Source organism: Affinundibacterium nitidum (assembly GCF_014284155.1).
Taxonomy (GTDB): domain Bacteria; phylum Pseudomonadota; class Gammaproteobacteria; order Burkholderiales; family Burkholderiaceae_D; genus Undibacterium; species Undibacterium nitidum.
Map to the genome: position 1 here is coordinate 44,245 of NZ_JACOFZ010000010.1, position 15,429 is coordinate 59,673.

Sequence of the window (15,429 nt, forward strand, 5' to 3'; positions counted from 1 at the left end):
AATTCTTTTAGTATAAGCCACATTGATAAGAAACGGTCTTTCTTTTTAGAAAAACTTTAGATTTTTTGCAGAAAAAATACGAATATTCATGAACTTAGCGTATGCCCACAGGAAAACTTAGCGCTGGGTTTGGAAGTGTTCGTGCAATTGCTTGAGTTTTCCATTTTTCTGCAGTTGGATGATGCCCTTGTCAATTTGATCAATGATTTGCTTGGCTTGTGGGTGAGTTTTGCTGACAGCAAAGTGCAAGGGATAACGCTCTGTTCCAGGGAGAGGCAAAATTTGGTATTCATTAGCGGAAAAGGGAACGAGGCCCAAATGTGCAAAGCCGTAAAACACTTCTTCCATATCCACCACGATATCGCAATGACCACGATCGATCTTTCGTATCAAGCTGACGTAATTGGTGGCGCCACTTTCGATCTCCGTATTGCGAAGCCCTGTGTAAGCGGTTGATGCGCCATGCAGTGAGCAGACTTTATAGCGGCTGAGATCTTTTAGCTCGCTGATCGGCGCCGTCGCGAAGGTTTTCTTTGCAAAAAAATAGGATGGCGTGAGGCTGAAATAAGGGCGAGAAAAGTAGAATTTTTGTTCACGTTCCGCGGTTTTAAAGCTCGACATGACGATATCGCTTCCTTGCACATTTTCCGCTTCTGCCAAGCATCGGGCCCAAGGTCGCAAGCGAACGATGGGCTGCGGACTCAAGGCCGCCTTTAAGACCTCGACCGATAAGCCCTGAACGGAGTTGTCTTTACTACTGACGTAGGACATCGGGGGCCAACTACTATCCCCACCGCAGGCGCGTAAGCCGTCAGCGGCCATGCATGAGGTCGAAAGCAAGATCAAAAGGATGAAGGCTAAAAAACGCTGGCGCATTAAATTTTGTGGCTTAAAAGGACTTCATTCTAACCGTGAGCAAGGCTAGCCCGACAAGAATACTCTGCTTATCGGCTTAAAACGCTCAAACTGCAGTAACTCCCATGAACAAGGAGACAAATTGCGACATCTTTGAACCTGAAATTCTTCTGTTGGCTCATGCTTTCACTTACAATCAAAATTTCGGGTTTTATCATTAAAGGCTCTACCCTATGCGACTGGCCGTACTCACTGATGTGCATGCAAATCGAGAAGCACTAGAAGCTTGCTTGGCTCACGCTAAAGAAAATGGCGCGGAACAGTATGCATTTCTGGGTGACTTGATTGGGTATGGTGCAGATCCGGCTTGGGTACTCGATACAATTATTTCTTATGTTGCTAAGGGGGCCCATGTGCTCATGGGAAATCATGACATCGGCGTCTTACAAGAAGATCGCAAAGAAATGAATACGACGGCGCGCTATGTTGTGGAGTGGACTCGCAACAACTTAAGTGACTTCCATCGTGATTTCATTCGTGATTTGCCGATGAGCTTTCAATTAGAAGGATGCCTATTTGTTCATGCGAACGCTTGGGCGCCGGAAAAATGGGAATATGTTGACGGCGTGATGGAAGCGGCACGTAGTATGAATGCCACAACCGCGCCGATTACATTTTGTGGACATGTCCACACACCGAGTCTTTACCACATGAATCAAGCGGGCAAGGTCGGCGAATTTACCCCTGTTCCCGATGTCAGTGTTCCGCTGAGTAAGCTACGCCGCTGGTTGGTCCAGCCCGGATCTGTGGGACAACCTCGTGATGGCAATCCTGCCGCTTGTTACGCAATCTTTGATTCGCTTCAACAAGAGCTCACTTTTTATCGCATACCCTATGATGCTGAGGCCGCTTCACAGAAGGTGTTGGCTGCCGGTTTGCCGCCAAGTTTGGCTCAGCGACTACTTCATGGAGGTTAGCGACTATGTCAGATCCGCTTTCAGTTTCACCGGTCCCACCTGATGCGGACTCAAACACCGCCACGCCAGCGATTCCTGTTGAAGTTAAAATCAAAACCCCCCGTCGTTTGCAGGTCGGTATGGTGGTTGATGGCTTTCAGTTGGAAGAAAAGATGCATGTTGGCGGGATGGCGGCACTTTGGCGCATTACCGATACTTTAGGGCGCTATCGTTCCACTGAAGGGCATGATCCAGCCTTGATCATGAAAGTGCCGTTGATGTATTCCATCGATGATCCGACTGCTATCGTGGCCTTTGAAGTCGAACAAATGATTATGCCTAAGCTCAAGGGCAAACATGTTCCGCGTTATTTTGGGTCCGGTGATTTCGACACCCAGCCCTTCATCGTGATGGAGCATATTAGTGGCACTTCTTTGCGTAGCCGCTTCGATGATTCTCCCTTGCCCATTGATGAGGTGGTCAATGTTGGCATTCGGGTAGCGACGGCTTTGCAAGATCTACATCGTCAAAGCGTGATCCACCTAGATTTGAAACCCTCGAATATTATGTTCCGTCCCGAGGGTGATGCAGTCTTAATCGATTATGGTTTGTCACGTCACGACAAGCTACCGGACTTGCTGGGGGAGGAGTTTCGTTTGCCTATGGGGACGGGACCTTATATCGCACCAGAACAGGTTTTGGGGATACGCAACGAACCGCGTAGTGATCAATTTTCATTGGGTGTCTTGCTCTATCACTTGGCGACAGGTGAACGCCCATATGGGCATCCAACCTCGGTATCGGGCTTGAAAAAGCGTTTATATCGTGATCCTATCCCACCGCGTACGCATAATCCTGCGATTCCAAACTGGCTGCAGGAAGTGATCTTGCGTTGTCTGGAAGTAGACCCGAAAGCACGTTTTGATACCGCGGGCCAGCTCGCCTTTATGCTGCAGAATCCGCAAGAAATTCCGCTGACAGCAAGAGCAGAAAAACAAGGCCAAGATGGTTTGATGTCTGTGCTCAAAAGGCGTTTCCAAGCGGCTGGTGTTGAGCCGTTTGCGCGCCATAGTATGTCGGATCATCTATCTCAATCGCCTATCATTATGGTTGCCTTGCATTTGAGCGAGAGCAATACCGATCTGACCGATGAAATCAGGATGATCACACGTCGTATGCTGCAAACCGAACCAGGTGCGCGCTTGGCATGTGTGACAATACGAAAGACCAGCCGCATTGGTCTTGACGACGGCATGGTTCAAGACGGGCAGAATATGCACGTTAAACAGTTAGTAGAATTAAAACACTGGGCACGATCGTTGCAGGTGCGCAACGACAAGATCACCTTTCACGTGCTTGAAGCGCACGATACAGCGGCAGCCATCATCGAGTACGCGCATAATAACAACGTTGATCAGATCATCATTGGTTCTCGTGGTAGCTCGACCTTACGTCGCTACCTAGGCAGTGTCTCTTCGCAAGTTGTGGCAGAAGCAGAATGTACAGTGACGGTGGTGAAACAAAGGCGTGAATAAATCCACCTCATAGGAAGCGAAGGCATGAACCTGACATTGGTTGGCGTACGACTGCGAGCAATTAAGCACGACCTGTCTTCCAATTTCGCACAAACCTCTCGCCTGACAATCAACGCCGGCCTGCTGGGAATCGCTTTTGCATGTGTGAGTCTTTCCTCAGCATTCGCAAATCCATCTCATGTAACGACTAGCGCGACGCAAGCAAACCCAGAAGCTTGGGACAAGCTGGCTGATACCGTATTTCGTCACCTTTCGATGCAGCAGGGTTTGCCGCAATATAGTGCGACTTCTTTGGCGCAAGATAGCGACGGCTTCATTTGGGTTGGCACGCAAGGTGGTTTAGCGCGTTGGGATGGTTATCGCTTTCGTAATTATCTGCCACAAGCAAATGACCCACATAGTTTGCCCGACAACTATGTCATGTCATTACATCAAGACAGCAAAGGACGGCTATGGGTAGGTACAAATGGCGGCGGTTTAGCCATGTACGACAAGTCGCTCGATCGCTTTGTGCGAGTGCCGACTGGCCCAGGTGGGATTAGTCATGTCACGGTGAGTTCAATCACCAGTGACGAGAAAGGTAATTTGTGGTTGGCAACCCGAGCCGGCTTGAATTTCTATGATCCGCAAACAGGAAAAGTTCGCCAGTTCCATGTCAGTGATGACGGCTTGCCTTCAGATCTCGTTCGTACCGTCGCTCGTGACGGACAAGGCAATATTTGGGTCGGTACCAGTGAAGGTTTAGCTAAATTTGATGCACGCACCGAGCAATTAAAGCGAGTACCTTTGCCGATTGCCGCAGGAAAAGCCCAGCGTGTCGTGGCCGTATGCGCCAGTTCTGATGGCAAAGTGTGGATAGGCACCTTTGATTCAGGGGCGTTTTACATTACACCCGATGACCCTGAGCCTAAACGGTTGTTGGTGCAAAAACCGAACAGCAAAGTAGCTGAAACCATCAACGAAAATGTGTACTTCATTCAAAAGACCGCAGACGATGAGGTGTGGCTGGGTACCTATGGCCGCGGGATTCTGGTGGTCAATACCAAAACTCTAGAAACCAAACGCTTGGTGCATGAGACGAATCGGCCGAGTAGTTTGGCGGATAATTCAGTGTGGTCGATTATCCGTGATCGTTCAGGTTTGATCTGGGTTGGCAGCCAACGCGGTATCAGTATTCATGACCCTTCTTCAAAAGCGATCTTGAGTTTGTTTGGTGGCGATAATCGCGCTAATGGCTTACAAGGGATCGATTTTTTTGCAGCCCATGGTTTTGACGATGGCAGTGTTTGGGTCGGATCTCAGCATCAAGGAATTAGCATTCTTGACCCCAATAGCCAAACATTTCGTGCGCTAAAAGGTGACGATGCGAACCCACAATCCGCATTGCCTCAAAGTGCGGTTTTCACGATTTATCCCGTTGGTGCGAATGATGTTTATGTTGGCACCGATAAGGGTTTGTATCTGACCGATAGGCGTGGAAACAGTGTGCGTCGTCTGAATCTCACACCACGTAATCCGGTGCTGCGAGTGGCTGCTTTGTTGCATGTCGAGCAGCGCTTGTATATTGGTGGCCCAGAAGGACTCTGGGAAAAAGATCTAAGCAAGCCGAATCAAGATACTGTCATGCAGACGGATTGGGCTAAATCGCTGGGAACCAAGTTCATTACGGAATTAAAGCGTGCCCCAGATGGTGCAATTTGGGTAGCAACCTTACAAGACGGCCTGTATCGTTATGATCCGATTAGCCAACAGCTCTCAAATATCAAACCTGACCCAAAAAGTAAAAGCAGTCTTACGCATCGCAACGTGTCGTCGATGTTATTCGATAGTCGTGGTTGGTTGTGGGTTGGTATGCAAGGCGGCGGATTGGATATTCTGCGACCAGGAAAACAGGCGGGGCAGTTTGACTTTCAGCACATAGGTAAAGCCGAAAAGTTGCCCAACGACTTAGTGAATAAAGTACTGGAAGACCATACTGGTCAGATTTGGGTTAGTACCGATGAAGGCTTAGCAAAAATCGATCCGAAAACGCTTGAGGTGCAGCCTTTGGCTGAACCCGACGGTGTAGCGATCATGGGCTACTGGTCGACTTCAGGCGCCAAGACGCGCGACGGTAATCTGATTTTCGGTGGCGTGGGTGGCATGACTGTGGTGCGTCCATCCTTACTTAAACCCTATGAATATCGCCCTCCGCTGGTCGTCACGAGTATTCAACTCGGCGGTAAAACTTTGGCGGTTAATCATGCAAGATTCGTTGGTGATAACGCGGAGAAACTCGTCATTCAAGCCGATGCCAACAGCATGGTCGTCGAATTTGCCGCTCTGGATTATTCCGCTGCGGAGCATAATCGTTACGCCTATCGCTTAGAAGGTTATGACAAGAATTGGATAGAAACCGATTACACACGTCGGCTTGCTGCTTATACCAACTTGCCACCAGGAGATTACCGTTTGCATTTACGTGGAACGAATCGTAATGGAGTGTGGAGCGAGCCTGATTTGATGCTCAATGTCAGAGTTATGCCGGCATGGTTCCAAACTTGGTGGGCTTACCTGCTGTATTTGGCGCTGTTTAGTGCTTTGGTTTACTCATTGTTACGCTGGCGCCTGTGGGCTTTGCGAAATAAGAACCGTAATTTGGAACTACTAATACAAGAACGCACCCGTGAGCTTGAGGTTTCACGTCGCGCCTTGGAACAACAGAGTTTGACCGATCCCTTAACGGGTTTGCGTAATCGCCGCTATCTCAATCTGTGTATTGCAGATGATATTGCAGAAGTCCAGCGCAGCTATAGCCTGCAAGCCGAAAATAAAGGCGAGGCGAATCGTAATCTGATTTTTATGATGGTCGATATCGATCACTTCAAATCGGTCAATGATCAATACGGACATGCGGCGGGCGATCAAGTCCTCAATCAAACGACCAGTATATTGCGTGAGTCTGTACGAGATAGCGACACTATCATTCGCTGGGGTGGCGAGGAATTTTTAATCGTTGTTCGTCACACGCATTTTGCTGAAGCAGAGTTACTTGCTGAACGTATTCGCAGCCGCATCGCTGAGCATCATTTTAGACTCTCTGATGGCAAGACCCTACAACGTAGTTGTTCGATTGGTTTAGCGACCTATCCCTTCATGCCGAAAGCAATCGAAGCTTATAGTTGGGAGCAGGTAGTTGGTATTGCCGATAAATGCTTATACGCCGCTAAACGTGCAGGGCGCAATGCCTGGGTTGGACTCTATCTGTTAGACAATGCTGTTGTTCAAGCACCGAGCGGCGATCTTGCACTCGAGATTGAGCAACTTATTGAACACGGTGCGGTCAAAGTCCGCAGTTCATTGGCCGATACCAGTGAATTAAGCTGGATCCAAGGCTGGGAGAAGTGAACTCAGAAAAGTCGAGTCGGCACTGAGGTTTTCTCTTGGCAAACTGAGTAAGAGCTTTATAATCATCGCGAATTGAAAATCACACCCATCTCCCTCGGTGGGCACATTTACTTTCTACAATAAAAATCAGGAGCACTATGAAACAAGGATTATTACGGTCAGCTTTGGCGTTGAGCTTGGTGGCTGCATTTTCTAATGCACATGCCGCTTGCAACGACGTCGTCGCGAAATCAAAAAAAGAAACCAAGGCAGTGACTGCCTGCAGCGATCTGCGACCAGCCAATTATTGGGGCGGAGTGGTTCAAGAATCGGCTTTACGCGCGCATTTAGCTTTGCTCTCCTCCGATCTCTTTGAAGGTCGTGGTACGGGCCAGCGCGGTGGTGACTTAACTGTACAGTACTTGGAAAGCCAATCTCAAGTCGTCGGTTTGAAACCTGCAAACGGTAACTCTTATCGTCAATTGGTCAAAATCGCTGGCGTCAAATCTTTGCCAGAGCAAAGCTCTGCGCAATTGATCGCTGGCGGCAAAGCGCTCGACATTAGTTTTGGTAAAGACTGGGTGTGGGCACCCGGCGATGCGGTGGCCGAGCACAAGTTTGATCATGACTTGGTTTTCGTTGGTTACGGTATTACCGCGCCAGAAGAAAAATGGAATGACTTCAAAAACGTCGATGTCAAAAATAAGATCGTCATCATGATGGTGAATGATCCACAGCCGACGGCAGAAGAAGCAAATCGCTTTGCAGGCAAAGCTCTCACCTATTACGGTCGTTGGACTTACAAGTTTGAAGAAGCTAAACGCCAAGGTGCGGCTGGGGTGTTATTGATCCACACGACACCAAGTGCGAGCTATGGCTGGTCTGTAGTGCAAAACAGCTGGTTGAATGAACGCTTCCAGTTGGATGGTGCGGCACCAGGTACGGGTTTGCAAGGGTGGATGACAGAAGACACGGCGCGTCAATTGTTCGCCAGTGCAGGTCAAGACTTAGACAAATTGCGCGCAGCAGCTGAGAAGAAAGACTTCCAAGCCGTCGCTTTGTCAGCGAAATTGGTTGGTGAAACCAAGGCAGCGATTCGTCGCGTTGAGCAATTTAACGTCGCAGGCATTGTTCCTGGAACCGATCCTAAGCTGAAAGATGAGATCGTTATTTACAGTGCGCATTGGGATCACTTAGGTAAGCAAGGTACGGGTGCAGACACGATCTATAACGGTGCGGTTGACAATGGTTCTGGCACTGCTGCTTTGTTAGCGATGGCGAAGGAAGCCGTAGCGCATCCAGCAAAGCGTAGTCAAATGTTCTTGTGGGTAGCGGCCGAAGAGCAAGGTTTGCTCGGTAGTGCTTTGTATGGCGCGCAGCCTTTATGGCCCTTGAATAAAACGGCGGCTAACTTGAACCTCGATAGTTTGAACTTTGTTGGTCCAACACGTGACATTGGCACTCAAGGAAGTGAGCGTACCGAGTTAGGTGCGATTGCGGCGAAAGTGGCGAAGTCGATGAGTATGGAAATCGCAAAAGCCGAACCAGATTTGGCTGGTGGCTACTTCCGTAGCGATCATTTCAATTTCGCAAAAAATGGTGTACCTGCATTCTCGATCGAAGGTGGTCGTGAGTTCTTGAAAGACCAAGCGGCATCGACAGAAAAAGCCAAAGCCTATGGGGCACGTTATCACCAAGTGACGGATGAATTTGATCCAAGCTGGGATTTATCTGGCATGGTGCAACAAGCACAATTCACACTGAACTTGGGTCAGGCTGTAGCGAATGCGGCGAAAATGCCGGCTTGGAAGGCGGGCGATGCGTTTGGCAAGGCACGTGCGAGTGCAAAATAATGTGATGTGATTAGCATTCAAAAAAGCGAAGTCGAGAAAAATTGGCTTCGCTTTTTTTATGGAGATTCAACATGCACCCGACCAAAGTATCGCGCGACAAATTACAAAAATTGACCGATCTCCCCAATATCGGCAAAGCATCTGCTGGCGATCTCATGCTCTTGGGCTATCAAACACCACAAGACTTGGTTGGTGCCGATCCTTTTCAAATGTATCAAGAGCTCTGCGTACGCACCGGTGTGCGCCATGACCCTTGTATGATTGACGTCTTCATGTCGGTCACGCGTTTTATGGCGGGTGAAGCTCCAGCGGTTTGGTGGGACTATACGGAAGAGCGTAAGCAGCGTTACGCAGTTGTCGTCAAAGAAGCCAATACATAAAGTTGCAGGCACGTTGCGTGAGCCAAATAAAAGTTCCCGCAGACACAAAATAAATATAGAAAAAAAGTTCTAGAAATTTTGTTCTAGATGTTATATGCTGTATTCCATATCAACGGAGTATTGAGCAATGACATCCACATCCAACGTAAAACCAAGTCAAATTCGTAAGCCAACTCAAGCTGAGCTCGCCCTGTTACGTGCCCTTTGGCAGCACGGGCCAGCAACAGCTAAGCGCGTGTTTGAATTGGTGCAGCTCGAGCGCCCTGAAATTAATCAAGCCACCGTCCTCCGCCAATTGCAGATCATGCACAGCGATGGATTATTGACACGCGACGAAAGTGCGCGCTCTCACGTTTACGCGGCCGCACAGCCGCAAGAAAAACTACAAACCAATCTGCTCAAAGATTTTATTCAGAAAGCTTTTTCGGGCTCCGGTAAGGAGTTGATTATGGCCGCTCTCAAAGAGCATGTGAGTGATAAAGATCGTCAAGAAATTCAAGAATTTCTGCATGGAGATAAAAAATGAATCTCGACTTCGCCAATAGCTTGAGCACCTTGGGTTGGGCGCTTTTACACTTCGTCTGGCAGGGGGCTCTACTCGCTTCAATCACGGCATTAGGCCTGTTTGCTTTACGCAGAAAGTCTGCTCAGTGGCGATATCTTTTGGCATGTAGCGCTTTGATCTTATGTGCCGCTTTTCCAATCTCCTATGTTATTCAACACAGCGATTCTGTTGTAATTACCGATCTAAGTGCCAGCGCGACCACCGTTGAAGTGGCTGAGCTTGCTCCTGTACCCACCGCGAACTTATCTAGCGACCTTAGTTTGTGGTCGCAGATTAGCAGTACAACCGAAAGTTTTCTGAAACAGCAGATGCCTTTACTTGTAATTATTTGGGCCATAGGAGTCTTGGTTTTGGCTCTACGCATGGCTCTGGGCATGCTGTGGGTGCGTCAACAAATCGCGCATGCTGAACAGCATGTTCATCCGATGTGGCAGGCCAAGGTCAACGATTTTGCAAGACGTCTCGGTATGCAAGAAAACTTGCGCCTTGGCCTTTCGTACCAACTCGAATCGCCGATGACGGCCGGTTGGTGGAAGCCTATCGTGATTTTGCCGAGCTCATTATTGACTGGGATGCCAGCCGAACTCATAGAAGCTTTACTGGCTCATGAAGTGGCGCACGTCAAACGTATGGATTACGTAGTGAACTTGTTTCAAAGCGCAATTGAGATCGCTCTCTTCTATCACCCTGCTGTCTGGTGGATATCTAAACAGATACGCATGGAGCGCGAACAAATTGCAGATGATTTAGCCGCAGGATTGTTAGGCGAACCGCGGCGCCTGGCGCTTGCATTGTCCGAGCTGGAACAATTCCAGTTCTCCCACCCCCAACCGGCCCTTTCGGCACATGGAGGAAATCTTATGTCACGCATCAAACGATTAGTTCGTCCTGAGCTTCCCGCGAAAGCTTTTTCTTGGAAACTCACCTTACCTTTATTAGGGATCTCAAGTGCTTGCGCAGTTTTGGTTGCGCAAGCGACCGCAATAAATGTCACTCCAAGTACACCGGCAGCAGTCAGCCTTGCAGCACCCGCTGCTATACCCGTTGCCTTTAGCGCTCCAGCACCAGACAAGGCGGCACGCAAGCAGCTACGTGAAGCGGCCGTTGAAATGCCGATGGCCTTAGTGAGTGGAAATAAGGACGGTCACTATTACATGAGCGGTAGCTCAAAAGACCATAAAGAAATCGAGCGACTCAAGCAAGAACGAGCAGGTGAATTTTTATGGTTTAAAGAAGAGGGTAAGTCTTACGTAATCCAAGATAGTAAGACTTTGCAACAAGTACATGAAGCCTTCAAGCCCGTGAATCAGCTAAGTGCTGAGATGGAAGAACAGGGCAAGAAAATGGAGGCACAGGGTGAAGTGATGGAAGCGATCGGCAAAGAAATGGAAGCCATCCATATCGATGAGGCTAAAATTGATCGTGCTGTTGAAGTGCAGATGCAAGCCTTGGAAAAGAAGATGGAAGTCTTTGAGAAAAAAATGGAGGCCGCTGCCGAAAAAATGGTTAGAGCGAAAGACAAAGCAGAGCGCGATAAAGCACAGAAACATCTGAACGAAGTACAAGCCTCGATGGAAGTCGCTGCTAAACAGATACAAGTCAAATCGGAAAAAATCAAGGTTGACGGTGAGGCTTTAGCTAAGGCTTTAGAACCATTACAAGCTCTGAGTGCCAAGATGGAAGAAGCAGGAAAACCAATGGAAGCATTGGGTAAGAAAATGGAGGCGTTAGGCACGGAAATGGAGCTCGCAACAGCGCAAGCGCAGAAAAAAGTGAAGGAAATTATTCAGTCAGCAAAGAAAGAGGGACTGGTCGCACCGGCAACGAAAGGCTAAGTTCTAAGCCTTTAAGAAGAATTGGCTCTCCTTAAACTAGAGAGCCATTTTTTACGTCCTTGCTGCCGGTGTGATGACGAGATGTGTTGGAAATTCCATGGTGATCAAGGTTCCATGGCCATGCACTGATTCGACTTTGATCGTGCCTTCGAGAATAGATGTGACAATGTTGTAGGTGATATGCATACCGAGACCTGAACCACCATGACCTAATTTAGTGGTGAAGAACGGTTCAAAGATGCGACCTAAATTTTCTTCTGGAATACCCACTCCGTCGTCCTCGAAACAAACACGGACATGATCCTCACCGACCATACTTGCGGTCAACCGCATTAAACCGTTTTGTCGACCCTCAAACGCGTGCAGCATGGCGTTCTGAAGTAGATTAATCAAGACTTGACCGAAGGGGCCGGGATAGCTATTGAGTTGTATGCCGGAAGGAATTTCAATCTGCAAAGTATGGCCCGCTTGGCGTACTTGATTCATCATCGTTGCCACGACTTCGTTCGCAGTCTGCTGCAGATTAAAGACGCGAGCCTGAGCGCTTGCCTGATCAACCGCAACTTGTTTGAAGCTACTCACTAAGTTCGCACTCGTACGAAGGCTACGCAACAACAACACGCAGGCTTCTTTGCAGCGTTCGGCAAACTGTTTAAAGTCCGAACGTTTTACGGGGCCAGACTCAATCACTTCACTAATCCGGTTGATGTTGTCTTCAATTGAACTGGCGATCAAAAGGCTATTGCCCAAAGGGGTATTAAGCTCGTGTGAGACGCCCGCAACCAAAGAACCTAAGGCCGCAAGCTTTTCTCTTTCAACCAACTGATTTTGAGTCTCTTTCAATTGTTCATAGGCATCCGCATTGTCGATAGCAATACCTACATACGAGGCAAGCGTACGCAGAATGTCGAGGTCGGTAGTCGCATAAGCAAATTTCTTAAAGCTTTGTACACCGACCACACCGCGGATTTCAGCTTTGACGAAAATCGGAACATATAGCACCGATTGCGGCGTAACTGAACTCGAACCATCTTTGAGTACTGCGCCCCATTCCTCTGGATTCTCCGTCAGCGCCAAACTGGCGATGTACTGGCTATATTCGTGCTCGAGATCGTTGATGAAAATTTCTTTCTGATGTTCGATACACCAAACAGGCAATTGATTTTTTTCGCGAAAATCGCGTGTGTAGTGTTCGTAGCGCTTTCCTGCCTCGGTCACAAATGGGAAATCGATCAATTGTTTTTGTCGATCATAGAAGCCGACTCCAAACACAGTGGCATCCATCAGCATATTTACGTTGCGATACAGTAGTTCGATAATCGCTTCGGTATCGAGTGTCGCGGTGATCTCTTTGCCGATCTCACTTAACAGAGAGATGTTTTTGTGCGCGTGTTCAAGGATTTCTTTCTGTTGCTGAATTGAGGCTTTTTGTTCTTCGAGCTCCAAAGTTCGGGCTTTGACTTGATTCGCGAGTTGCATACGTTGTTGCAAGAGTTGGCGTACTCGGTACAAAAAGAAACTATAGGTGAGACCCGCTAACAACAAGAACATACTTAACCTGAACCACCATGTCTTCCAATACGGTGGCGTGATGATAATTTTGAGCGTAGTCGGTGATTCGTTCCATACACCGTTTTTGTTGCTGGCTTTTACGCGGAAAGTGTAGGTGCCAGGATCTAAGTTAGTGAAGGTGGCAAAGCGTTTATCAGCGCTTGTTTCGACCCATTTATCATCGAATCCTTCGAGCTTATAGCTGTAACGATTAGCGCTCGGATCAGCATAGTGAAGTGCTGCGAATTCGATAGAAAATATCGACTCTGTATGATCGAGTGTTAGCTCTTTGAGCTCGCTGATTGCGATGCCTTTTCCAGTCTGCTTATCATTGTGTAGCTGAGTAATACTACGGTTTGATATTAAGAAATCAGTAATGACCACTGGTGGAGGGATAGGATTATCGCGAATTTCTTCAGGTCGGAAGCTGGTTAAACCATTCCATCCGCCGAAATTCATTACACCATTGTCACTCATCAAGGTAGCACCGATCAGATATGAGCCCTCAATCATCCCATCGCGCGAGGTGTAATTTTTGAATACACCGGTTTTCATATCCAAGCGTGATATACCCGCCGTACTACTGATCCAGATATTGCCGAGTTTGTCTTCTAAGATGCCGCCGACAGATTCCGCGGAGCCATCCAATTGCGTCGGATAAAAGCGAAAACGAATTTGTCCATCACTGTCTTCTTCCATCAAGTTCAAACCGCCGGCGGTTCCAACCCAGATGCGCCCTTTACTGTCTTCAAATAAAGCATGGATCCTGTTATGGCTAATCGACCCAGTTTGTTTATCGTCATGTCGAAAGTGAACGAAGCTTTCAGTGTCGCTGTCAAAACGGTCGAGGCCATTCATGGTGCCTACCCAAATCGTACCTTTGCTGCTCTCCATCAAGGTTAACGACCAACTATTGCCGATGCTACTTGGATTGTTGGCGCTATGTCGAAAGGTCTTAAACTGCTTTTCGTGTTCACGTTTGCGATGAATGCCGCCGCGGCTCGAAATCCACATCGTATTATCACGATCGAAGATAATTTTTTCGATGTAATTGTCGTTTGGTTCATCACCGAGTGAGATGGGGGTAAAGCTATTTTTCTGAGGGTCGAATAGGGCTAAGCCAGAGCGAGTGCCGACCCATAATTTGCCATCTTTGGCGTTGAGTAAGGCTCCAATTTGATTTTCAAAAAGACCATTTGGCTTACCAGGTTCTTTGCGCCAAGACTCGACTTGCCGCGTTTTCGTGTTGAGTTTGAGTAGCCCACCGGCATAAGTTCCCAGCCATAAATGATTGGGGCCTGCTGGGGCTAAAGCGCGTACGCGATTATCGCTGTCGCCACTGGCATCGTCTTTGAATTGTACATAGCGATTAAATCCGCCACTGCGCAGATCAACGCGGCTGAATCCGGACGACTTTGCACCTACCCACAAGGCGCCAGTGCGATCTTGAAAAATCTTACTGACATGGTTGTGCATCAAGCTATTGGGATCGAGTGGGCGATGACGATAGGCTGTGAATTCGCCCGTTTGTGGGTCATACATACGTAAACCCGCGTTGATCGTACCAATCCATAGTTTGCCATCATTGGCCTGATATAACGTTTGGATGCGGGCGATGGAAAAACCTTCTGCTTCACCTACAGGACGCACGATATAAGGCTTCTGATTCAAATTGATCGTCGCTAAGCCTGCATCAGTACCTATCCAAAGAATCTGGTCAGGGCCTAAGGATAAGTCGACCACATTATTTTGCGCCGCGTGCGCACGACCTACGATGTCAATATTGATGTGAATGAACTTGTCATCAGGTGGTCTGAGCAAATCGAGGCCATTCGGGGTGGCGATCCAAATATTATTTTCTTTGTCTTTGACAATGGCGTTAAGTAGGTCGGTACGAATGCCTTCGTCCACACCAAAGTCATGTCGATAATCTTGAAATGCGTGCGTTTTGGTATCAAAGTGCATTAAGCCGTAGTCAGTGGCTAACCAGAGTCCTCGCTCACCATCATTGATGATCGAAAATACTTTGTAATTCGCAGTCACCTTGCTATGTAAATCCTGCCGGCGAAAGTTGGTAAATTTGTTGCTAGCTTTGTCAAAGTAAGAAAGTCCAGATTGTGTCCCTATCCATAAACTCCCTTCACCATCTTCGTAAGCCGCAGATACGTAGTTATCCATCAAGCTATTGGGATCGCGCGGATCGTTGCGGTAGATGATATTGCGGTAGCCGTCATATTTGACTAATCCCGCTTGTGTTCCAAACCACATGAAGCCTTGGCGATCTTGTATGACAGTCGTAATCGATTGGGCGCTGAAACCTTGTGCTGAGCCGATCTGATCAAAGCGTAGTGTTCCAGGCTGTGAGGCTAGACTGGCCGTGGCGGCACATACTAAGCCCATTGCGATAAGTGCTGTTCGCCAATGAGGGATGCGTTTGATGGCTGAAAATTTCATAGAAAGATTTGCCAGGCCTGGTTAGGGTAGATGAGTGGTCTGCGGAGCGGTAGGGAGACCCTATTCCCATAGTAATCTA

General features: G+C 48.1%; 9 protein-coding genes. 7 read left to right on the forward strand and 2 right to left on the reverse strand.

Translation table 11 applies throughout. From position 1 onward, the window contains the following. Positions 1 to 117: 117 nt before the first annotated feature. Entirely contained in the window at positions 118 to 876 is a 759-nt protein-coding gene (locus H8K36_RS17155; protein ID WP_186917749.1) for a substrate-binding periplasmic protein, read from the reverse strand. Positions 877 to 1,088: 212 nt separating this feature from the next. On the opposite strand from H8K36_RS17155, the gene H8K36_RS17160 reads away from it, so the two are divergent. The 7 genes from H8K36_RS17160 to H8K36_RS17190 all read left to right on the forward strand — a co-directional run bounded on the left by H8K36_RS17160 (position 1,089) and on the right by H8K36_RS17190 (position 11,345). Next, positions 1,089 to 1,832, forward strand: a complete 744-nt coding sequence (locus H8K36_RS17160; RefSeq protein ID WP_186917750.1) for a metallophosphoesterase family protein — start codon at positions 1,089 to 1,091, stop codon at positions 1,830 to 1,832. A gap of 5 nt (positions 1,833 to 1,837) precedes the next feature. Continuing rightward, on the forward strand, positions 1,838 to 3,346 hold the full coding sequence (locus tag H8K36_RS17165) for a bifunctional serine/threonine-protein kinase/universal stress protein (RefSeq protein WP_186917751.1): 1,509 nt from the start codon (positions 1,838 to 1,840) through the stop codon (positions 3,344 to 3,346). Positions 3,347 to 3,370: 24 nt separating this feature from the next. After that, a complete protein-coding gene (locus tag H8K36_RS17170) occupies positions 3,371 to 6,733 on the forward strand; it encodes a ligand-binding sensor domain-containing diguanylate cyclase (protein WP_186917752.1) in 3,363 nt (1,120 codons plus the stop codon). A gap of 137 nt (positions 6,734 to 6,870) precedes the next feature. After that, positions 6,871 to 8,565, forward strand: coding sequence for a M28 family peptidase (locus tag H8K36_RS17175; protein ID WP_186917753.1), 1,695 nt, complete (start codon positions 6,871 to 6,873; stop codon positions 8,563 to 8,565). Positions 8,566 to 8,636: 71 nt separating this feature from the next. Further along, positions 8,637 to 8,945 carry a helix-hairpin-helix domain-containing protein gene (locus tag H8K36_RS17180; protein WP_186917754.1) on the forward strand — a complete coding sequence of 103 codons (309 nt, stop codon included), beginning with the start codon at positions 8,637 to 8,639 and terminating at the stop codon, positions 8,943 to 8,945. A 127-nt stretch (positions 8,946 to 9,072) separates the two neighbouring features. Further along, the gene (locus H8K36_RS17185; RefSeq protein ID WP_186917755.1) at positions 9,073 to 9,471 is read left to right on the forward strand and encodes a BlaI/MecI/CopY family transcriptional regulator; all 399 of its coding nucleotides are present in this window, start codon (positions 9,073 to 9,075) and stop codon (positions 9,469 to 9,471) included. Then, complete coding sequence (locus tag H8K36_RS17190; RefSeq protein ID WP_186917756.1) at positions 9,468 to 11,345, forward strand: M56 family metallopeptidase; 1,878 nt, start codon at positions 9,468 to 9,470, stop codon at positions 11,343 to 11,345. Before H8K36_RS17185 ends, H8K36_RS17190 begins: the two co-directional genes overlap by 4 nt. 51 nt (positions 11,346 to 11,396) lie before the next feature. Here the strand turns inward: H8K36_RS17190 and H8K36_RS17195 are convergent, their stop codons facing one another. Further along, positions 11,397 to 15,350: a sensor histidine kinase gene (locus H8K36_RS17195; protein WP_186917757.1), complete on the reverse strand. Its 3,954-nt coding sequence runs from the start codon at positions 15,348 to 15,350 to the stop codon at positions 11,397 to 11,399. Positions 15,351 to 15,429 lie beyond the last annotated feature (79 nt).